This window comes from Veillonella sp., from assembly GCF_041333735.1.
In the GTDB taxonomy this organism is placed as follows: Bacteria; Bacillota; Negativicutes; order Veillonellales; family Veillonellaceae; genus Veillonella.
Genome location: NZ_JBGKFB010000001.1, coordinates 1,409,759 through 1,431,935 on the forward strand (window position 1 = coordinate 1,409,759; position 22,177 = coordinate 1,431,935).

At 40.6% G+C, this 22,177-nt stretch carries 18 protein-coding genes; 15 read left to right on the forward strand and 3 right to left on the reverse strand.

What is annotated here, in order from left to right; translation table 11 throughout:
- Positions 1-13: 13 nt before the first annotated feature.
- The 8 genes from whiA to ACDF53_RS06490 all read left to right on the forward strand — a co-directional run bounded on the left by whiA (position 14) and on the right by ACDF53_RS06490 (position 12,829).
- Positions 14-961 (forward strand): DNA-binding protein WhiA, encoded by a 948-nt coding sequence (gene whiA, locus ACDF53_RS06455; protein ID WP_105086207.1) that lies wholly within the window; start codon positions 14-16, stop codon positions 959-961.
- Positions 962-973: 12 nt separating this feature from the next.
- Entirely contained in the window at positions 974-4,261 is a 3,288-nt protein-coding gene (locus ACDF53_RS06460) for an ATPase (protein ID WP_370815780.1), read from the forward strand.
- Between the two features lie 353 nt (positions 4,262-4,614).
- Positions 4,615-5,565, forward strand: coding sequence for an aspartate carbamoyltransferase catalytic subunit (locus ACDF53_RS06465; RefSeq protein WP_105090313.1), 951 nt, complete (start codon positions 4,615-4,617; stop codon positions 5,563-5,565).
- Positions 5,549-6,835, forward strand: a complete 1,287-nt coding sequence (locus ACDF53_RS06470; RefSeq protein ID WP_039969456.1) for a dihydroorotase — start codon at positions 5,549-5,551, stop codon at positions 6,833-6,835. Before ACDF53_RS06465 ends, ACDF53_RS06470 begins: the two co-directional genes overlap by 17 nt.
- Positions 6,835-7,902 carry a glutamine-hydrolyzing carbamoyl-phosphate synthase small subunit gene (gene carA, locus ACDF53_RS06475; RefSeq protein WP_005387324.1) on the forward strand — a complete coding sequence of 356 codons (1,068 nt, stop codon included), beginning with the start codon at positions 6,835-6,837 and terminating at the stop codon, positions 7,900-7,902. The genes ACDF53_RS06470 and carA overlap by 1 nt, the downstream gene beginning before the upstream one ends.
- A 1-nt stretch (position 7,903) precedes the next feature.
- The gene (gene carB / locus ACDF53_RS06480; protein ID WP_370815781.1) at positions 7,904-11,104 is read left to right on the forward strand and encodes a carbamoyl-phosphate synthase large subunit; all 3,201 of its coding nucleotides are present in this window, start codon (positions 7,904-7,906) and stop codon (positions 11,102-11,104) included.
- A 4-nt stretch (positions 11,105-11,108) separates the two neighbouring features.
- A complete protein-coding gene (locus ACDF53_RS06485) occupies positions 11,109-11,876 on the forward strand; it encodes a dihydroorotate dehydrogenase electron transfer subunit (protein WP_370815782.1) in 768 nt (255 codons plus the stop codon).
- Positions 11,876-12,829 (forward strand): dihydroorotate dehydrogenase, encoded by a 954-nt coding sequence (locus ACDF53_RS06490; protein WP_370815783.1) that lies wholly within the window; start codon positions 11,876-11,878, stop codon positions 12,827-12,829. The genes ACDF53_RS06485 and ACDF53_RS06490 overlap by 1 nt, the downstream gene beginning before the upstream one ends.
- Before the next feature lie 217 nt (positions 12,830-13,046).
- Here the strand turns inward: ACDF53_RS06490 and ACDF53_RS06495 are convergent, their stop codons facing one another.
- Entirely contained in the window at positions 13,047-13,937 is an 891-nt protein-coding gene (locus ACDF53_RS06495) for a LysR family transcriptional regulator (RefSeq protein ID WP_156719924.1), read from the reverse strand.
- Positions 13,938-14,133: 196 nt separating this feature from the next.
- On the opposite strand from ACDF53_RS06495, the gene ACDF53_RS06500 reads away from it, so the two are divergent.
- A complete protein-coding gene (locus tag ACDF53_RS06500) occupies positions 14,134-14,322 on the forward strand; it encodes a hypothetical protein (RefSeq protein ID WP_370815784.1) in 189 nt (62 codons plus the stop codon).
- Between the two features lie 23 nt (positions 14,323-14,345).
- On the opposite strand, the gene ACDF53_RS06505 is transcribed toward ACDF53_RS06500, so the two are convergent.
- The gene (locus tag ACDF53_RS06505; RefSeq protein ID WP_370815785.1) at positions 14,346-14,999 is read right to left on the reverse strand and encodes a YigZ family protein; all 654 of its coding nucleotides are present in this window, start codon (positions 14,997-14,999) and stop codon (positions 14,346-14,348) included.
- A 342-nt stretch (positions 15,000-15,341) separates the two neighbouring features.
- On the opposite strand from ACDF53_RS06505, the gene ACDF53_RS06510 reads away from it, so the two are divergent.
- Positions 15,342-17,516, forward strand: a complete 2,175-nt coding sequence (locus ACDF53_RS06510) for a heavy metal translocating P-type ATPase (RefSeq protein WP_370816197.1) — start codon at positions 15,342-15,344, stop codon at positions 17,514-17,516.
- A 191-nt stretch (positions 17,517-17,707) separates the two neighbouring features.
- The gene (locus ACDF53_RS06515) at positions 17,708-18,235 is read left to right on the forward strand and encodes an ECF transporter S component (protein ID WP_119208505.1); all 528 of its coding nucleotides are present in this window, start codon (positions 17,708-17,710) and stop codon (positions 18,233-18,235) included.
- 168 nt (positions 18,236-18,403) lie between these two features.
- On the opposite strand, the gene ACDF53_RS06520 is transcribed toward ACDF53_RS06515, so the two are convergent.
- Positions 18,404-19,729, reverse strand: coding sequence for an FAD-containing oxidoreductase (locus ACDF53_RS06520; RefSeq protein WP_370815786.1), 1,326 nt, complete (start codon positions 19,727-19,729; stop codon positions 18,404-18,406).
- A gap of 189 nt (positions 19,730-19,918) precedes the next feature.
- Here ACDF53_RS06520 and ylxM point away from each other — a divergent pair, with 189 nt between their 5' ends.
- From ylxM to ACDF53_RS06540, 4 genes are read left to right on the forward strand one after another with little or no spacing between them, the layout of a single operon-like run.
- Positions 19,919-20,254 carry a YlxM family DNA-binding protein gene (ylxM, locus tag ACDF53_RS06525; RefSeq protein WP_105090321.1) on the forward strand — a complete coding sequence of 112 codons (336 nt, stop codon included), beginning with the start codon at positions 19,919-19,921 and terminating at the stop codon, positions 20,252-20,254.
- The gene (gene ffh, locus ACDF53_RS06530; RefSeq protein WP_105090322.1) at positions 20,244-21,596 is read left to right on the forward strand and encodes a signal recognition particle protein; all 1,353 of its coding nucleotides are present in this window, start codon (positions 20,244-20,246) and stop codon (positions 21,594-21,596) included. The genes ylxM and ffh overlap by 11 nt, the downstream gene beginning before the upstream one ends.
- Before the next feature lie 59 nt (positions 21,597-21,655).
- Complete coding sequence (gene rpsP, locus ACDF53_RS06535; RefSeq protein ID WP_004695565.1) at positions 21,656-21,919, forward strand: 30S ribosomal protein S16; 264 nt, start codon at positions 21,656-21,658, stop codon at positions 21,917-21,919.
- Positions 21,920-21,940: 21 nt separating this feature from the next.
- Positions 21,941-22,168 carry a KH domain-containing protein gene (locus ACDF53_RS06540; RefSeq protein WP_009352618.1) on the forward strand — a complete coding sequence of 76 codons (228 nt, stop codon included), beginning with the start codon at positions 21,941-21,943 and terminating at the stop codon, positions 22,166-22,168.
- Positions 22,169-22,177: the final 9 nt, after the last annotated feature.

Sequence of the window (22,177 nt, forward strand, 5' to 3'; positions counted from 1 at the left end):
AGAAGGGATACCTATGTCATTTGCTGAAGATGTAAAAAATGAATTATGCCAATATGAATCCTCTAGTGATGCAGATGTGGCCATGAAAATTGAAGCGTCTTGCTTATTGCGCATGGGTGGATCTATCATTCTGGGGATGAAGGGCGCTGTTGGTATTAGATTAGCTACTGCAAATAATGCAGTAGCTCGTCGCTTGTTAGGCATTTTAAAGAAACAATATGAATTGCCTACTAATGTATTAGTACGACAAGGGCTAAACTTGCGTAAGAAAAATATGTACACCCTATCTGTGGAACCATCCATAGAAGGGCGACAAGCTTTAGAAGATCTTGCTTTATGGCCTGTAACTGAACAAATCCCTCGTAGTTGGCTTAAATCTATGGAGGCACGACGTGCCTTTTTACGAGGTGCCTTTTTAGGTGGTGGCTCTGTTAATAAGCCACAAAGTGATTATCATCTTGAGTTTATGACCGGTAATGAGAATTTTGCAAAGGAAATTATCCACGTATTGCGGCTCTTTCACATTCATGCAGGATTGACGGAGCGTAAAGAAGAATATGTGGTATACCTTAAAGAAGGCGACGCAGTAACGAATTGCTTGCAGATTATGGGTGCTCAATCAGCCTTGATGGAGTTTGAAAATGTGCGCATTATGAAGACTGTGCGAAATCAAATTAATCGACAAGTAAACTGTGAGACCGCCAATTTACAAAAGGTTGTAGATGCTGCAGTACGTCAGGTAAAAGCAATTCGAATCATCGATAGGGAAATTGGTATTGATGCATTGCCTGACAAGTTGAGGATTGTAGCCAGATTGAGATGGGACAATCCAGAAGCGAGCTTAAAAGAGCTAGAAGAATTGATGGATGGCGAATTATCCAAGTCGGGTATTGGTCATCGTTTAAAGAAAATCGAAGCATTAGCACTTACGTATGACCCTATGGGGCTTGAAGAAATATAGAGGTATTAATATATGTTTTCTTATAAATCAAAATATTGTGTAGCTGCGACCATGGCCGCCATGGCTGCGCTTACAGGCCATGTAGAGGCTCGTGATATAGATTTACAATCAATTGGATATTTTCAGTTTTCTCCGTTGCCACCAAGCTTGGTATCTCAAACGGATACATTGCTATTATCGGATAGTCCTGAATATGTAGGACCAGTAGGTGGTACACTTAGTGCTGGTACCATTAATGGGAATGGACGTATCTATTTTTATCACGTAAATGAAATGGATCAGCCCCATAAGATTGCTATCGTACTAGAAAATCAAACGGCGTATCTTAATACTGTTCATGTAATGAGACAGTTAAAGTCTGTGGCAACGCCAGATTATTTTGCTGCTGGTCGCGATTTATCCCGCAAGGATTTGGAGCACCCTTTAGATGAAAGTCCTAATGCGAGACCTTTATATTCGCTAAGCATTCCGCCCCAAGGTCGACAATTAATCTTTACTGATTTAGAAAATACACCGGTATATCAAGATGCATTATTTACAGGCATTGTAGATATTAAAACAGAGGCGCCAATCTTTGCTCGCGTTATGATGCTACCTATGGGCATGGACGCCGTTGATGCATCACATTGGGCTAAGAACTTACCTATTGATGAAATTCAATTGCGCGGTACATATACTGGTTCTAAGCGTAATATGGAGGTTACCACACCTTTTGATACTGCCTTAGGCGGTGCTTTTGTTGAAGTTGGTAACGACCGTGAGGATGCCTTTATCAATGGTGTAGATGAAATGCAAAATAAAGCATTTGTTCGTGACCGTGGTAACTATGGTGTTTCATACACTTTAAAAATTCCTACAAAGGGTAATGAACCGTTTAGATTGTATTTTAACCCTCTTGGTGGGCCATATTCTGGCTCTTTTACGGTAAAAGCACTTCACCAACAAGGTGCCCGTAGAGGTCAAACTGATACGCGGACTTATCATATCGGTGGTGCCGATGGGATTACTGCACTAGGGGACGGTACTATATTAGATAGCCGTCTTATGGGTAATTACAATGCAGGCGATTTGTTAACATTAAACTTCATGCCGGCAGGTGCATCTAACTTGCCAATACGATTCTTATTGATTCCTGAATCTCTTGCAAATCCGCAAAAACATCAGACTATTGCGGTCAATGTACCAAAAGATGTAACAGACAGTTTGGGTCATCCAACTCAAAGTGGTACACAAATTCCTGTAGGGCCTATAAATGGTAAAGATACCAATAAGGGAACTGTAGATACATCTAAATCTACTATGACTCCTGCAAAACAGGCAGAAACAATTGCTCACGAAGAAACAAAAAAATTGAGCGATAAAGCTGCAGCTGATGCAAAAAAAGAGGCACAGCTTAAAAAAGCGAAAGATGCAGAAGAAGCATTAGCTCGTAAGAAGGCTGAAGAAGCTCGTTTAGCAGCAGAAAAGGCTGAATTGGCACGTAAAGCGGCCGAAGCAAAACATGCTGAAGTTGAACGTAAGATGGTAGAAAAAGCCGAAGCTGATCGTAAGGCTGCGGAGTTAAAGGCTGCTCAAGAGGCGCAAGCTGCTAAAGACAAAGCGGCCTTAGAAGCCAAAAAAGCTGAGGAAATGCGACAAGCAGAAGAGGCTAAACGCTTAGAGGCAGAAAGAAAAGCTGAGCTTGATCGAAAGGTAGCTGAAGCCCGTAAGGCGGAAGAAGAACGTAAAGCTGAAATGGCGCGTATTGAAGCTGCTAGAAAGGCCGAAGCCGATCGTTTAGAAGCACAACGTAAAGCGGAGGAAGCTCGTGTAGCGGCCGAAGCAAAACGTCTTGAAGAAGAACGGAGAATTGAAGCGGCTCGTATTGAAGCAGCCCGCAAGGCAGAAGAAGCTAGACAAGCCGCTGAAGCTAAGGCTCGTTTTGAAGCCCAACAGGCAGCAGAAAAGGCAGCATTAGAAGCGAAAAAAGCTGAAGAAGAACGCTTAGCTGCTGAAGCAAAAGCACGTTTAGAAGCACAACGAAAAGCAGAACAAGAAGCATTGGAAGCTCGTCGTGCCGAAGAAGCACGTAAAGCGGCCGAAGCGAAAGCTGCATTAGAAGCCCAACGTGCAGCTGAACAGGCTGCGTTAGAAGCAAAACGTCAAGAAGATGCTCGTAAAGCGGCAGAAGCAAAAGCAGCCTTAGAAGCACAACGTATTGAAGCGGCAAGAAAAGCTGAAGAAGCACGTCGTGCAGAAGAAGCGAGAAAGGCTGAGGAGGCAAGAATCGAAGCGGCCCGTAAAGCAGAGGAAGCTCGTGTTGCAGCAGAGGCTAAACGTGCAGAAGAAGCGCGTAAGGCTGAAGAGGCAAGAATTGAAGCGGCCCGTAAAGCAGAAGAAGCGCGTAAGGCAGAAGAAGCACGCCGCGCAGAAGAAGCACGTCGCTTAGAAGTAGCTAAACTTGAGGCACAACGCAAGGCTGAACAAGAACGACTTGAAGCGGCTCGTAAAGCTGAAGAAGCTCGCGTTTCTGCTGAAGCAAAACGTCAGGAAGAATTGCGTAAGGCCGAGGAAGCTCGAATCGCAGCTGAAGCAAAACGGGCAGAAGAACTTCGTAAGGCTGAGGAAGCTCGAATCGCAGCCGAAGCGAAACGTGCAGAAGAAGCTCGTAGAGCAGAGGAAGCTCGTCGCATAGAAGAAGCTAGACGAGCAGAAGAAGCGCGTAAAGCCGAAGAAGCTCGTATAGCTGCTGAGGCACGTAAGGCTGAACAAGCTAGATTGGCTGCAGAACGAGCAGAAGCTGAACGTCAAGCAGCAGAGGCAAAACGTATTGCTGAAGAACGCTACCAAGCTCATTTAGAAGCGGAACGCAAAGCAGAAGAAGCTCGTCAACAAGCACTTGCACAAGCTGAAGTGGAACGTAAAGCAAAAGAACGAGCTGAAGCAATTCAACGTGTCAAAGAACAGCAAGAAAATGCTCGTCGTCGTGCAGAGCTTGCACGTCAACAAATTGAGGCAGAACGTAAGGCTGCTCAAGCGGCTAAGACAGGACCTTCCTTCAGTGAACTTGATGACGTCCACGAAGATACTCCTTCCGTAACGATTCCGAATGCTGTATCTATTGATGAATTGACTAAACCAAGACCGACTGCATCTCAAAATACACGTCGTCGTGATCAACGTCAACCTCAGCATAATCAACAATATGCACAACAGAATCCAATGACTTATGATCAACAAGGTCAAGCTCCATATGGTTCACAGCAAGATCAACAAAATGATGATCAAAATCCACCAAGATTATATCCTATGAATCGATAATCCATGATCATAATAATAAAAACTAGTAATGTCTAATTATAGGTTTTGGGGATTCGGATAATGATGTAAGTATAGAGAGGACAAGCCACTTTACTGGGCTTGTCCTCTTTTTAAAATACTTATGAACTTTCGCTTTTACATTGACTTTCAAGGGCAGATTCAGTACAATAAATAAAGAAAATGCACCTATGGTACGAGAGACCATTGCATAGTACAAAACCTTTTAATTTAGTCCAGAGAGGCTGAGAAAGGAATATAGTTGAAGCGCCCCCGTAAGGGCTTCTTTGTGCAAACTATTTGACCTTTTGCCCTGGGCAAAAGGTCTTTTTTGTTACGTGAGTTAGGAGGAAATCATGGGACAAGTTAGCCTAAAAGGCAAACATTTATTGGGTTTGCAAAATGTGTCACCTGAAGAAATCAAATTGATTTTGAATGTGGCAAAGAAAATGAAGAAAATCGTTCTTTCTGATGATAAGAAGGTTCCACTTTTAAAGGGGAAATCCATTATTAACCTTTTTATGGAGCCTAGTACTCGTACCCGTAGTTCCTTTGAATTGGCCGGTAAATATTTAGGGGCTGACGTTATTAATCTTTCTCCAAGCGGTTCTTCCATGGGGAAAGGTGAAAGCTTCCGCGATACCTTGCTAACTATGTCCTATATGGGCACAGATGCTATCGTAATGCGTCATAGTGCAGAAGGGGCTCCTCTATACGCCACAAAAGCAGTAGATCCTATCATCATCAATGCTGGTGATGGTGCTCATGAACATCCTACACAAGCTTTGCTAGATATGTATTCCATCTTAGAGAAAAAAGAATCTATTGAAGGCTTAAAAATTGTTATCTTAGGCGATATTATGCATAGCCGTGTAGCAAGATCTAATATTTATGGCCTTACAAAAATGGGTGCTAAAGTACATTTGGCAGGTCCTCGTACTATGGTATATCCAGAACTCGAAAAATTAGGTGTTACCGTTCACCATGATATTCGTGAAGCAGTGGCTGATGCAGATGTAGTTAACGTACTTCGCATTCAATTAGAACGTATTCATTCTGCATTGTATCCTACAAATAGAGAATATGCTCGTATCTTTGGTATTAACAATGATGTATTAAAATTGGCTAAAGATGATGTAATGGTAATGCATCCAGGTCCTATGAACCGCGGTCTTGAAATTGCACCAGATGTAGCATATTCTGATCAATCCGTAATTCAAGAACAGGTACGTAATGGCGTAGCTGTACGTATGGCTGTATTGTACTTAACTATTATCGGAGGTGACGGTAGTGAGCTTGCTTATTAAAAATGGTACGGTAGTTAATCCGGCAAAAAAACAAAACGAAGTAGCAGACGTTCTCGTAAAAGATGGTAAAATTGCAGCCATCGGTCAAAACTTAAGTGCTGAAGGCGCTGAAGTATATGATGCAACAGGTCTTATCGTAGCACCTGGTCTTATCGATATTCACACACATTTGCGTGAACCAGGCCAAGAAGCTAAAGAAGATTTCCACTCTGGTACACAAGCGGCTGCTGCTGGTGGTTTCACACGTGTTGTTACTATGGCTAATACAAACCCAGTTGTAGATAATGCTGCACTTGTAAGAGGTTTACAAAAACAGGCTGAACTCACTGGCGTTGTGAAAGTAGAATTTATTGGTGCTGTATCCAAAGGCCTAGAAGGTAAGGAACTTGCTGAAATGGGCGATATGGCTGAAGCTGGTGTAGTAGCATTCTCCGATGATGGCCATTATGTAGAAAATGCTGCATTTATGCGTCGTGCCTTAGAATACTCCTCCATGTTTAATAAAATGGTTATCGATCATGCAGAAGACATTACATTAACTAAAAATGGTCATATGCATGAAGGTATCGTTTCCTATGAACTAGGTGTTATTGGTCGTCCTGCAGTAGCTGAAGATTTGGCAGTTGCTCGTGATATCTTGTTATCTGAAATGACAGGCGGTCACATTCATATTGCACACGTAAGTAGTAAAAATACAGTGGACATGGTTCGTCGCGCAAAAGCAAAAGGTCTTAATGTAACATGTGAAGTTACAAGCCAACATTTATCTTTCACAGATGAATATTTACGCGAATATAATCCAGCGTTCAAAATGGCGCCTCCAATTCGCTCCGAAGACCATCGCCAAGCATTATTAGAAGGCTTGAAAGATGGCACAATCGATGCAATTATTACAGACCATGCACCGCATGCATATGAAGAAAAAGACCATGAGTTCTGCTGTGCTCCTAATGGTTTCAGTGGTCTCGAAACATCTTTAGCAGCGGTTATTACCAATGCATATGGTCCAGATAAACTCAGCATTGACCAAGTTGTGTACTATATGAGTACACGTCCAGCTGAATTAATGCGTCTTGATGCAGGCGTTCTTGAAGTTGGTAAACCAGCAGATATTACTGTATTCTCTACAACTGAAGAATGGACAGTAGATCGAAATAAATTCTATACAAAAGGCAAAGTCAGCCCATTTGATGGTATGACTGTTACAGGTAAGGCCAAACTCACAGTAGTTGATGGCAAAGTAGTTATGAAGGAGGGCGTAGTCTTATAATGAAAGGCAAGTTAGTTCTTGAAGATGGTTCCGTGTTTGAAGGTTCCTTATTAGGTGGCGCTCCAACAGTAGGCGAAGTTGTATTTAACACAGGTATGACAGGGTATCAAGAAATCTTGACTGATCCATCCTATGCGGATCAAATTATTACATTAACATATCCTTTGATCGGTAATTATGGTACATTGAATGCTATTACTCAAGGCCCTAAACCATATTGTAAAGGCTTTATCGTAGGAGAACTGTGTGATTTCCCATCTAACTGGCAAAATGAAGGCTTATTTAGCGAGTATCTTCGTTTACACGGCATCCCTTGCCTTTATGATGTAGATACACGTGCTATTACACGTGTACTTCGTAACCATGGCGTAATGAAAGGCGTACTTGTACGTTCTGATTACCCTATGGAAGATATTCAAAAATTATTTAAACAAGACTTGCCAACAGATCAAGTTATGCGTGTAACTACAAAATGGCAAGGTATGCGTGGCGATAAAAATGCAGAGTTCCATGTAGCTGTAATGGACTATGGTGTAAAGGAAAATATCCTTCGCTCTTTAGAAGCAGCTGGTTGTCGCCTAACAGTATTCCCTGCAGATGCTAAGGCTGAAGATGTATTGGCAGCAAATCCAGATGGTGTATTCTTATCTAACGGCCCTGGAGATCCTCAAGATCTTGGCTATGCTGTAGAAGAAGTAAAGAAATTATTCGGTAAAAAGCCTATCTTCGGCATTTGCATGGGCCATCAAGTATTGGCTCAAGCCTATGGTGGTACAACATTTAAATTAAAATTTGGTCACCGGGGCTCTAACCATCCAGTACAAGATTTACGTACAGGCCGCGTATATATTACATCTCAAAATCATGGCTATGCAGTAGATGATACTTCCTTGCCAGACTTTGTAGAAATTACACATCGCAGTGTAAATGATGGTACTGTAGAAGGTATGCGTCATAAAGAATTACCTATCTTCTCTGTACAATATCATCCAGAAGCATCCCCAGGACCTACTGATAATCTATATTTATTTGACGAATTTGAAGACTTAATGAGAAAGGGAAAATAATATGACCACAGAAGCAAAAAAAGTACTTGTAATTGGTTCTGGTCCAATTATTATCGGCCAAGCTGCAGAGTTTGACTATGCTGGTACACAAGCATGCCGTTCCCTTCGTGAAGAAGGTTATAAAGTAGTATTGGTTAACTCCAATCCTGCTACAATTATGACCGATACAGATATTGCAGACCGCGTATATGTAGAACCGATTAGTCTTGAATTCGTAACAGAAGTAATTAAAAAAGAACGTCCTTGGGGCTTATTGGCTACATTGGGTGGCCAAGTAGGTCTTAATATGGCCGTACAATTGTCTGAAGCTGGCGTATTAGAAGAATACGGTGTAAAACTTCTAGGTACAACTCTGGAAGCTATTAAACAAGCTGAAGACCGTGAGCTCTTCAAAGAAGCGATGAAGGAAATCAATCAACCAGTTCCTGAATCTGATATCTTTAACGATCTTGAAGAAGCCGTAGCCTTTGCTAATCGCATTGGTTATCCTATCATCATCCGTCCTGCTTACACATTGGGCGGTACTGGGGGCGGTATTGCGCATAACGAAGATGAAATGTATGAAATCACACGTCGTGGTTTGAAACTTTCACCAATTCACCAAATCCTAGCAGAACGTTCTGTAGCAGGCTGGAAAGAAATCGAATACGAAGTAATGCGCGATAGTGCAGATAACTGTATCATCGTATGTAATATGGAAAATATCGACCCTGTAGGCGTACATACTGGTGACTCCATCGTTGTAGCACCTAGCCAAACATTGAACGATATTCAATACCAAATGCTTCGTACTGCATCTGTAGAAATCATTCGTTACTTGAAAATCGAAGGTGGTTGTAACGTACAATACGCTTTGAATCCAAATAGCAATGAATATATCGTTATCGAAGTAAACCCTCGTGTATCCCGTTCCTCTGCATTAGCATCTAAAGCAACTGGTTATCCAATTGCGAAGGTAGCTGCAAAAATTGCAGTAGGCATGACATTGGATCAAATTACAAATGCTGTAACAGGCGAAACAAAAGCATGCTTCGAGCCTACTCTGGACTATGTAGTAACTAAGTTCCCACGTTGGCCATTTGAAAAATTCAATTTGGCAGACCGCACATTGGGCACTCAAATGAAGGCTACTGGCGAAGTTATGGCTATCGACCGCTCCTTGGAAGGCTCCTTGCTTAAAGCAATTCGTTCCTTGGAAATTGGTTTAGACCATATTGAGCTTAAGAAAATCTCTCATGAGTCCATGGAACAATTGATTGAACGTTTGCATTTAGTAGATGATGAACGTATCTATGTTGTAGCAGAAGCACTTCGTAAGGGCATTAGTGTAGAGAAAATTCATTACATTACAAAAATTGATACATTCTTTATTGAAAAAATTAAAAATATTGTTAATGTAGAAAAAGCATTGGCTGAACATGGCTTAACAGAAGAAGTATTGCGCAAAGCAAAACGTTATTCCTTCACTGATTCTGTTATCGCTCGTTATGCTAATACAACGGTAGATGAAGTTCGTGCAAAACGTAAAGAATGGAACATACTTCCAACATATAAATATGTAGATACATGTGCTGCCGAATTCGAATCTAAAACACCGTACTACTACAGTGCTTATGCACAAGAAGACGAAGTTAAACCACTCGGTGAAAAATCCGTTGTCGTACTTGGTTCCGGTCCGATTCGTATCGGTCAAGGCGTAGAGTTTGACTACTGCTCCGTACATTCCTCTTGGGCACTTCGTAAAGCGGGTTACCAATCCATTATGATCAACAATAACCCAGAAACAGTGTCTACTGACTTTGATATTTCTGATTCCTTGTACTTCGAACCATTAACAGTGGACGATGTAATGGAAATTATCGATAAAGAAAAACCAGCTGGCGTTATTGCTCAGTTTGGTGGTCAAACAGCAATTAACTTGGCAGGTCCATTAGCTAAGCGCGGTGTAAAAATCCTTGGTACATCCGTAGATAGCATCGATATGGCAGAAGATCGTGAACGCTTTGATGAATTGTTGGCAAAACTTGGTATTCCACGTCCAGTAGGTGCGCTTGTAACCTCTGATGAAGAAGCACAAGCAGCAGCTAAAAACTTGAAATATCCATTGATTGTACGTCCTTCTTATGTATTGGGCGGCCGTGCTATGGAAATCGTATACAACGATAAAGAGCTTGATGTATACATGAAGGAAGCCGTAGTTGCATCCAAGGAACATCCTGTTCTTATCGACCGTTATATGGTTGGTATGGAGGTAGAGGTTGACGCTATTTCCGATGGTACTGACGTATGTATCCCTGGTATTATGGAACAAATCGAACGCGCCGGTGTTCACTCTGGTGACTCCATGGCCGTTTATCCTGCTCAACATTTGAGCCAAGAATTGATTGATCAAATTGTGGACTATACACGTCGTATTGCAGTAGGCCTTAATGTTAAAGGTGTACTTAATATTCAATATATCGTGGCTGACGGTGAACTTAACGTAATCGAAGTTAACCCTCGTTCTAGCCGTACTGTACCATTCATTTCTAAGGTTACAGGCATCAATATGGTAGAATGTGCAACGCGCATTGCTCTTGGTGAAAGCTTAAAAGATTTGGGCTTGCCACTTGGTCTTGTGCCTAATAAACCATATGTAGCTGTAAAAGCACCTGTATTCTCCTTCTCCAAAATGGGCCTTGTAGAAATCGCTCTTGGACCTGAAATGAAATCTACTGGTGAAGTTATGGGTATTGGTCGTACTTATTCTGAAGCATTGTTTAAAGCTATCAATGGTGCCAATATGCGTATCCCAGAAGATGGTACAATTCTTATGACCGTAGCAGACCGCGATAAAGAGGAAGCTAGCCAATTGGCAAAAGGCTTCATCGAATTGGGCTATCACATCGAAGCAACTGGTGGTACTGGTAAATACTTCAAAGAACATGGCGTTGACTGCAAGGTAGTTAACAAAATTTCTGAAGGTGATGACAACTGTGCTGACCACATTCGCCAAGATAAAGTCGATCTTGTACTTAACACATTGACTGCAGGTAAACGCCCAGAACGTGAAGGCTTCCAATTGCGTCGTCTCGCTGTAGAAATGGGTACACCATGCTTAACAAGCCTTGATACAGCTCGTGAAGTATTGCGCGTTGTAGCTAATCGTAAAGATGATGCTAACTACAATGTAGAAGCATTACAAGATTTTGAATTGGAGTAAAACCATGAGTGGCTATGTAGAACAGGGCGAAGTCGTTCGCAATGAGCAAATAGGCTCTGATGTGTGGATTATGGATATTCACGCACCAAAACAAGCAGCAGAAGTAAAGGTAGGACAGTTTTGTAATGTTCGCGTAGCGGACTCTACGGCGCCGTTATTGCGTCGCCCTATTAGCTATGCTGGATTCGATGCACAAAAGGGTATTATTACCCTTTTGTATCGCGTCGTAGGTAAGGGGACTGAAATTATGACACGTCTCGTACCTGGCGATACACTAGATTGTTTAGGACCTTTAGGTGAACCATTTGTAACATCTAAGAATATGCTTCTCGTTGGCGGTGGCGTTGGCATTGCACCAATGCTATGTATCGCATCCCATTTGAAAGAAGGGGAAGAGGCACAAGTTATTCTTGGTTTTAGAAATGAAAGCGAAACCTTCTGGGCAGATCTATTCAAAGATACGCCTGTTAAAGTGCACATCACAACTGATGATGGTAGCGTAGGTACGAAAGGGTTCCCTACAGCAATCATGCCTGAGCTGATTAATGCTAATACTTTCACATCTGTTATGACTTGCGGTCCTACACCGATGATGAAAGGTGTGGCACAAGTAGCGAAAGAGCTCAACGTACCTTGCCAAGTATCTCTTGAAGAACGTATGGGCTGTGGCACTGGTGGTTGTTTAGGTTGTGCTTGTGATGGTGCAGGTGGCAAACGTTACAAAGTTTGTAAAGATGGTCCTGTATTCCCAGCTGAGGAGGTGTTCTTTTAATGAGTGAACGCGATTTAAATAACACCGTTACGCCTAATCCAAAGCTTGCCGTTGATTACTGCGGTATTAAGATGAAAAATCCTATTATTGCTGCATCTGGCACCTTTGGTAATGGTCCTGAGTATGCTGGTTATTTAGACCTTAGTAATGAGGTAGGTGCTATTTCCGTAAAAGGTTTAACACCTAAAGGTCGTCATGGCAATCCAGGAACTCGTATCGCAGAAACACCGTCTGGTGTCTTAAACTGTATTGGCCTTGAAAATCCTGGGGCAGAACATTTTGTAACAGATATTTTGCCAGACCTCAAGAAATACGATGTACCATTGTTAGCGAATATGTCTGCTGGCACGGTAGAGGAATTTGCATGGATGGCAGAAACTCTATCTGTAGATGGTATTGCGGGCCTCGAGGTTAATGTATCTTGTCCAAATGTTGCTTGTGAAGGCATGGCGTTTGGTGTAGATCCTAAGGTAGTAGAACAAGTAACTAAAGCTGTTCGTAAGGTAACAGATAAGCCTGTTATTGTAAAACTTTCACCGAATGTAACTGACATTGTGGAAATCGCAAAGGCTGTAGAAGCTGGTGGCGGTGATGGGGTAAGTCTCATCAATACAATTCTTGGTATGGCCATAGATATCCATCGTCGTAAACCTGTTTTGGGTAATATTTATGGTGGTTTATCTGGGCCAGCTGTGAAACCGGTAGCACTTCGCATGGTGCACCAAGTGTATAAAGGGGTTAATATTCCTATTATGGGCCTTGGTGGCATTATGACAGGTACTGATGCTATTGAATTTATGATGGCTGGTGCTCAAGCAGTTCAAGTTGGGGTTGCTACGATGGTAGATCCAACAGCTATTTCTCGTATTGCTCGAGAAATGGGCGATTATGTGGAACAATATAATCTTAACAGCATTACTGATATAGTAGGTGCTGTACATCAAGAGAAATAATAGTTTATATTTGATAGACCTTTAATACTATATGTTTATATTTATAGACTAGATGGTTTACAACATATAAAGATAAAAAGACCTAGTACATTATGTACTAGGTCTTCTTTTATGTATTGTATTAATGTTCATAACTGTACAAAATCTTATACGATAAGTTATAAATACAATATCATAAGTTATAAATCCCATATCATATGAATTTCTATCACATGGTTTAAACATATGCTTTGTAGAAATCAATAAATTGCTGTGCTACAGGGGATAAAGCATGGCCTTTAAGCGTAATAAATGCTTTTTTAAAATCGCCTGAGAATTCTGGCAACTTGATACGGGCCATTTTACGATGGTTAATGAGCTCTTTTGCATCCATAGGAACTAAAGACACAGTTCTCCCAGAGGATGCCCATTCGATGGCAGAGCTCTTAGTTGTAGTGATGGCAACAGCATTCAGTTGATCCATGTCAGTTAAGCTAGACTGCATAATCATTCGCACAGATCCACCAGAGAGGGATAAAGGACACTTTTTGATATCATCCCATGTGATGGTATCATGTTCACGATCTATCCAGAATACATCACGGCGGAAAATAGCGTATAAATGTTCCTCTTGAGTAAGAAGGATATCAAATTTATCAGTGTCTACCATTTGAATGTTTGCAATTCCCAGCTCTGCATTACCATTAATAAGTTGATTGACCACATTAGTCATTAGTCCTTCGTAGATTTCGAAGTGAACTGATGGGTATTTCATGGAAAAGGCTGGTAAGTATTGTTGTACGATTGGTGTGGAGCGCGATGCAGACGTAGCGATTCGCAATGTACCTTCAATACGTGAGTTCAACTGTTGTACTGCATTATATGTAGATTCTTCAATGGAGCATAGTTGTTGGGCTTTTTCATAGAAAATTTTACCAGCATCAGTCAGTTGTAAGTTTGATCCTCGTTGGCCGCGCTTGATATTGATGAGTTGAGCTCCAAATTCAGCTTCTAAATACTTTAATTGTTTACTTAAAGCTGGTTGTGTAATATGAAGAATCTCTGCGGCCTGCGTCATATTGCCCGTTTGAACGAGGGTAATAAAATTGTGGTAGTAAGATGTATCCATAGAATCTCCCTATTATACACAAAATAAGATAAATAAAAATTATAACGAACTAAGTAACAGTAATTTCACTTTTGATAAAATAGCGTATATACTATATTCATCAAGGAAAGAGAAAGAATAATGTGTTTAAAATAAACTTTCTATCCTTATCACAATTTTTAATATAATAACAGTGATTGAGAAAGTAGGTACTATCATGGGCGTAGTAAAAAGAACATTAAGTAAAGCAATTCGTAACTGGGAAGCACGTAGATTAATGACTGCACATAATGCAGGTGTTAGTCGTAAAAAACAAATTGAACGCGTATGGCCTCATCCATTAACTACAGAAAAACGTCATGAACTTGCTCAAGGCGTAAGTGGCTTAGTTCATAGCGAAAACTAATTACTATGTGTGTATCAGTTAGATTATTGTTCTAGCGGTAGCACCACTTCAATAGAATCTAATATAGTACAAGTAGCAGCTCCATGACTCATGTCTTGGAGCTCTTTTTGTATACGCTCTACATCAGCTGGTGGTACTAAGATGGTTATATCTACATGCTCGCCAAAGTTTGCTTCATAATGTAATTTTTGATCTTGCACGTATCTTTCAATGGCTCCATATAAGGAATAGTCGATGGTAGCCTGCAACTGAGTTCGTGTTGTGTGTAGTTCTTTAGGGGCAAGACGTAAGGTTTCCGCAACAGAGTGTGAATATGCACGAATCAAACCACCTGCACCTAATTTGATACCTCCAAAATAGCGCGTTACTACGACTGCTACATTGGTAATACCAGTTTTTTTGAGTACTTCTAACATAGGTTTGCCTGCCGTACCAGATGGTTCACCATTGTCAGAAGAGCGCTGTTGCTCTTGCTTTGGTCCTAATGCAAAGGCTGTACAATTATGACGGGCATCCCAAAATTCTTTGTTGATGCGGTTAATAAAAGCCTGCGCATCCTCTTCTGTAGAACAAGGGTATACAGTTGTGATAAAACGCGATTTCTCCACAACATATTCATGGCGAAATTCCTTCGCTACCGAAGTGAATTCTACAATAGGGCTTATTGATTCACACATAGATTCACCTCCTTTGGAATCAAAGTTTATGTTTATTCATCATCACTTTATTATAATCTATTTTTTTATACTATGTATAGGTGTATAGGTGGCAGGAGATTAATTCCCTTAGAAAAAGGAAATAACCCTCTAGATTTGGTAGGATATTGACGTAATGAGAATTTATGTTATTATGGAAGAGAGTCGCATGAATGAATACTCATGTAAAGGTGTTCATATAATAAACTATACGTGTTTATAAATACTCTATTACCGATGTATGATATGTCTACTATGAGTTTCTGACTTATATAGATATATAGGACATATATTTTTGAAATTCTAGTAGAAAGAAGTGATATGATGAGTAAGAAGAAACAAGAGTTTGATATTACAGGTATGCACTGTGCTGCTTGTGTAAAGCGTGTTGAAAATGTTGTTTCTAAGATCGATGGTGTAGAATCTGTAAAGGTTAATCTACTCACTCGTAAAGGCAGCGTTGACTACAAAGACGGTTCTAATGTAGAATCACAACAAGTTATTGATGCCATTACAAATATTGGTTTCGGTGCTAAAGAGGCAGATGAAACGAAGCAAGAAATAGAAAAGGTTAATTTAAAACCTCATATTACGCGTCTTATCATTGCTGCTTGTATGGCCGTACCGATGATGATTAACATGACATTACATCGTTTTGGCATTCAAGCCTTGCCAGTATGGGTAGAGTTCATTCTTGCTACCATTGCTCAGTTCGGCCCTGGCCTTATGTTCTATAAGAGTGCGTGGAGTGCGGTAAAGAATGGCGCCCTTACCATGGATGTTCTCGTTGTAATGGGTACGACTGTTGCTTATCTATTCAGTATTTATAATTGGCAGTTCCATCCAGAACTTGGGCCTCATGGCATTTACTTTGAAACCTCAGCTTGGCTCATTACATTCATTCTTCTTGGCAAACTTTTAGAAGAAATTGCCAAGGGGCGTACCTCTGAAGCACTTCAAAAATTGATTGCCTTGCAACCAGCAACAGCTCATGTATTGCGTGACGGTGAGTTCGTAGATATTCCTACATCTAAGGTTGTAGCAGGTGATATTTTACAAGTTCGTGCAGGCGAAAAAATTCCAGTAGATGGTACTATTACTGAAGGCTATTCTACTGTAGATGAAGCTATGCTTACCGGTGAAAGTTTGCCTGTAGAAAAACAAGTGGGATCTGATGTTATCGGTGCGACTATTAACTTGAGCGGTGCTTTCACAATGGAAGCAAAACGTATCGGCTCTGATACAATGCTCTCTCAAATCATCAAGGTCGTAGAGGAAGCGCAAACCTCTAAAGCAAGCATTCAACGTATTGCAGATATTGTTGCTCAATATTTTGTGCCTGCCGTTATTGGCCTTGCTGTTTTGACCGGCCTCGTATGGTACTTCATTATGGGCGACTCTATTAATGTAGCTCTCATTAATGCTACAGCAGTGCTTGTTATCGCTTGTCCTTGTGCACTTGGTCTCGCTACACCAACATCTATTATGGTAGGCTCTGGCTTAGGTGCGGAGCATGGTGTTCTCATCAAGAGTGCAGAATATCTTGAAAAAGCTGGTAAACTCGATGCCATCGTTATGGATAAAACTGGCACTCTTACACAAGGTGTTCTCGATGTAACGGCTTTCAAAAATTATAATGGTGATGAAAGTATAAATATGTCCCTAATGATGGCCCTTGAAAGTGGTACATCGCATCCAATTGCAAAGGCCATGGTTTATTATGGCGAAGATCATGGTTATAAAGGTAAAGCTGTAGAACTTGAAAGCTTTGGTGATGTACCTGGTAAAGGTTTGCAAGGCGCTTATCAAGGCGTGTCGGTACAACTTGGTCATAGTCGCTGGATGTCTGAATTAGGTTATGATTTAAGTGCCGTCCAAGATGATATTTTACACTATGAAGAACAAGGTGCATCTGTATCTGTTCTCGCTGTAGATGGCATTATCAGTGCCTTATGGGCTGTAGAAGATGAATTACGTCCAGAAACCATTGATGTTGTCAAAGAATTACATGCTCAAGGTATTGATGTATGGATGCTCACAGGTGATAATCGTCGTACTGCTCAATATATTGCAAAACAAGCGGGTATTACTCATGTAATTGCTGAAGTATTACCTCAAGATAAGGCTAGCAAGGTAATAGAGTTGCAAGATAAAGGCCTTGTAGTTGGTATGGTTGGTGACGGTATCAACGATGCGCCAGCTCTCGTAACTGCAGATATTGGTTTTGCTATCGGTAGTGGTACTGATATTGCTGTAGAAGCAGCAGATATTGTTCTTGTAAGAAATGACTTGCATACATTAGTACAAGCTGTACGCCTCAGTTGTAAGACAATGACAAATATTAAACAAAATCTATTCTGGGCATTGATCTTTAACTGCATTGGTATTCCATTGGCTGCTATCGGTGCATTAAATCCTATGATTGCAGGCACAGCAATGGCATTTAGCTCTGTAACCGTTGTGGGTAACTCTCTTCGTTTGAAACGAGCTAAGATTTAATTTAATTTGTATCTTATAACATATAATATTTGATAGAGTTGATTAAAGTTTATAAAGCACCTATACCATGGTATAGGTGCTTTATTTTAAATCTGACTATATATTTAAATCCTATGAAATTAGTGTTTTTAGACAGAGTGAGATTTGTTATACTAAATATAGTTATTCAGCTAAAAGAGAGGAGCTAGATTATGAAATTAAAGACGCGCGATATTGTATATATCGGATTTATTGCTGCCTTATGTGCAGTAGCAACAACAATTCGCATCGAAATACCGGGTGGTGCAATGGTTCACTTAGGATCTGCTGCATTATTTACATCATCCATTCTTTTTGGCGGTTTATATGGTGGTTTAGGTGCGGCTATTGGTTCCGCATTATTTGATCTCTTTGGTGGACATACGCAATACATTGTATTCTCTTTCTTTATTAAAGGTATTGCGGGTCTTATTGTAGGTGGTATGACAGCAGGTTACTTGCCACCATCCATTACAAAGCCCACAGCATCCTTTACACGTATTTTGATTGCTCTTATTATTGGTACAATTTGGACTGCATTTGGTTATTTCCTTGCATGGTGGTTTGTTCTTGAAAGTGCAGCCGTAGCAGCTAGCAAAATTCAATACTCCTTGATTACAAGTGCTGCAGGTATTGTGGTGGCTATTATATTGACACCTAAATTGCAATCTGTAGTTCGTAGATTATTTACAAAGAACTAACTATAGTAACTAATGATAAATTACTAAAAACTATATATTGCTAACTAATAACTAGTAATCTAAAATTGATCATTAGGCATAAATAAAAGAGTCACCCTTAACTTATGTATTCAAGTTAAGGGTGACTCTTTTATTTATTATATTAGATTATGTAGTTACTATTCTTACCTAGAAATTACAGAGATCATTTAAGTTTTCTGCCATGGTAGGATGTGTAAAGATTTGATTTTTGAAATATGTATACGGAATGTTGTTGTCCATAGCTACTTTAATTATGTTAATCAATTCTTCAGCACTTTGGGAATAGAGTGTAGCCCCGAGGATTAAATTGCTTTCCGCATCTACCACAATTTTGAAAGCCCCTTTAAGGTTGTCGTTTACATGAGCCCTTGGCATAGTGGCTACGAGCATTTCCTTTGTTTTAACAGTATAACCGTTGTTAATGGCTTCCTCTTCTGTAAAGCCTACACGAGCGAGTGGAGGTGTTAAGAAGGTGGTGTAAGGAATGTTTTTGCGATCTTTTAATGTATAGTGCCCATTACCTGTAAGTGCACCAAATACGATGCGGAAGTCATCGAGAGAAATGTAGGTAAATTGAGGACCGCCGTTTACATCGCCTACAGCGTATACACCTGGAACGGAGCTTTCACAAGTATCATTAACTACGATAGCACCGCGTTCATTAGTGGTGATATCAGTATTTTCTAAACCGATATTTGTAGTATTTGGTCTGCGACCTGTAGCATAGAGAACAGCGTCAAAGGTATAGTTTTCATTATTAGCAGTGATAATAGGCTTGTTGCCGTCATTAGATACAGAATTTAGTGTAACAGAGTTTAAAATAGTAATGCCTTGTTCTGCTAAGTATTCATTAGCTAATTCTTGAACGATAGGTTCTTCGCGTTTTAAAATGTTAGCCTCAATATTGAATACAGTAACTTTTGTACCTAGTTTAGCGTATAGGCTAGCAAATTCTAGGCCAATAGGACCGGCACCAATAATACCTAATGTACTAGGTTGAGGGGATAAATGTTGAATTTCTGTACTATTATAGAAACCTAATGCGGTATCGATACCATCAATGTTAGGTTTAATGGCTACAGCCCCTGTATTGATGATAATTGTGTCACCAGATAAAACAATTTTATCTTCCCCAGCTGTGACATCGATTTCTTTATTACTAATGAATTCGCCATGTCCAGTATATACATCGACATGTTCATTTGTATCTAACATACCGAAGTTTTTATTACGTAAACGAGATGTAACAACCTCTCGTTGGTTTAGTACTTGATCGTAAGATAAGCCTTTAGATGCGGCCACAATCATCGTCTTAGTAGGAATACATGCAATATTAATGCATGTGCCACCATACATGAGTGGATTTTCTTCAATCATGGCAACGGCTTTGCCCATAGAGCCAAATTTAGCAGCCAATGTTTTACCAGCTTTGCCGAAACCTAGGACGATAAGATCATAATGTTTGGTATTCATACAATACCTCCTATCTTTTATATTGAAAATATTAGATATCCTTATTATAGCATATTTGAGTATATATAAAAGTAAAATATGAAAATAATTATCTATAATTTAGATGTTAAGTATTTTTACTTGACACATCTTTTTTTATACTGTACCATATGTAAAGTAATATGACTTGACAGTGATGGAGGTGGCGAAATGGAAGAACGAGTGCTTATAAGTTTGCTCTTGGATTTCTATGGGCCATTATTGACGGACAAGCAACGCATGTCCTTACAACTTCACCACGAAGACGATATGTCCCTTGGAGAAATCGCTGAGGAACTAGGCGTATCACGGCAGGCTGTACACGATAATTTACAGCGTGCTCGACACATTTTAAATGATTACGAATCAAAGTTGCACTTGGTGGAACAATATGAACAGCGTGAAGGTTTGCTTTCACAATTGAAAGAAACCTTGCCTGAAGAGGTTCTAGCTGAAACTAAGGTGCAGAAAGTATTGGCGCAAATGGAGGGATATTATGGCATTTGATAGCTTGTCAGAAAAACTGCAAGAAGCCTTTCAATCCTTAAAGGGGAAGGGCAAAATTACAGAAGATGATGTCAATCTTGCGTTGCGTCAAGTACGCACAGCACTATTAGAAGCAGACGTTAACTTTATGGTAGCGAAGGACTTTGTTAAGTCCATTAAGGAAAAGGCCCTTGGTGAAGAGGTGTTCGGTTCTTTAAATCCTGCACAAACAGTTATTAAAATTGTAAATGACGAGTTGACGGCGCTATTGGGTGGTACACAAAGTCGTATCATGATTTCCAGTAAGCCTCCAACGATTATTATGCTCGTTGGTTTACAAGGTGCTGGTAAAACTACTACAGCTGGTAAGTTGGCAGTATATCTTCGCAAACAAGGTAAACATCCAATGCTCGTAGCGGCCGACGTATATCGTCCAGCTGCGATTACTCAATTACAAGTTGTAGGTAAGCAAATCGATATCCCAGTATTTGCTGATGAAACACCTGGTGCCAATCCAGTAGACATTGCACGTCGCGCCGTAGAGCAAAGCACGCATATGTTGAAAGATGTGGTTATCATCGATACAGCTGGTCGCTTGGCTATAGATGAAGTCCTTATGGATGAGTTATCCAACATTAAAGCCGCTGTTCGACCTCATGAAATTCTACTCGTTGTGGACTCCATGATCGGTCAAGATGCGGTGACAACAGCACAAACGTTTAATGAAAAATTAGGCGTTGATGGTGTTATCCTCACTAAACTCGATGGTGATGCGCGCGGTGGTGCTGCATTATCCATCAAAGCTGTAACAGGCTTGCCAATTAAGTTCACTGGGGTAAGCGAAAAAATGGATGGTTTCGATGTATTCTATCCAGACCGCATGGCTTCTCGTATCCTCGACTTGGGCGACTTTAAAACATTAATCGAAAATGTACAAGGCGCCATCGATGAAGAAGAAGCTCGTGAAATGGCTAAGAAAATGGCGAAAAACAATTTCACCTTGGATGACTTCTTGAAACAGATGAACCAAGTGAGAAAGTTAGGGCCATTACAAAATATTATTGGTATGTTGCCAGGCATGGGACAAATTAAGGATCAATTGAAAGACCTTGATTTGAACAGTAAAGAGGTGCGCCGTATTGAGGCCATCATTACATCCATGACGGCAGCAGAGCGAGAAAATCCAAGTATTCTTAATGGTTCTCGCCGCAAGCGTATTGCGTTAGGTTCTGGTACTCAGGTACAAGATGTAAATCGCTTGTTGAAACAATTTGAAGAAGCGCGGAAGATGATGAAGCGCATGCAAGGTTTACGTGGCGGTAAGGGCGGCTTCCCTGGAATGCCTAAATTACCGTTTATGTAATACATGGGCAGGGGCGCTGAACCTGTCCACCCATATCAGTATAAGGAGGTGAATTTCACATGTTAAAAATTCGTTTGACTCGTTTAGGTGCTAAAAAAGCTCCTTTCTACCGTATCGTTGTTGCTGACGCACGTGCTCCACGTGAAGGTCGTCCTGTTGACACAATTGGTCAATATGATGCTACTAAACAACCAGCTATCGTTAATGTAGACGAAGAAAAAGCTTTGGCTTGGTTAGCTAAAGGTGCTCAGCCTACTGACACTGTTCGCTCCTTGTTCAAAAAACAAGGCGTTATGCAAAAATTTGCTGACGCTAAAAAGTAATTAATAGAGAGGCATACTGTGATGATAGAATTAATTTCATTAATTGCGAAATCATTAGTGAAGCAGCCTGATGCCGTATCTGTTACCATGGTCCAAAAGGGGAATATGGAAGTTTACGAACTTCATGTAGCCCCAGAGGATATGGGCAAAGTCATCGGAAAGCAAGGACGAATAGCGAAAGCGATTCGCGCTGTGGTGAAAGCGGCGGCTATTAAAGAGAACAAAAAGATATCTGTTGATATTGTCTAAAAGGGAGTA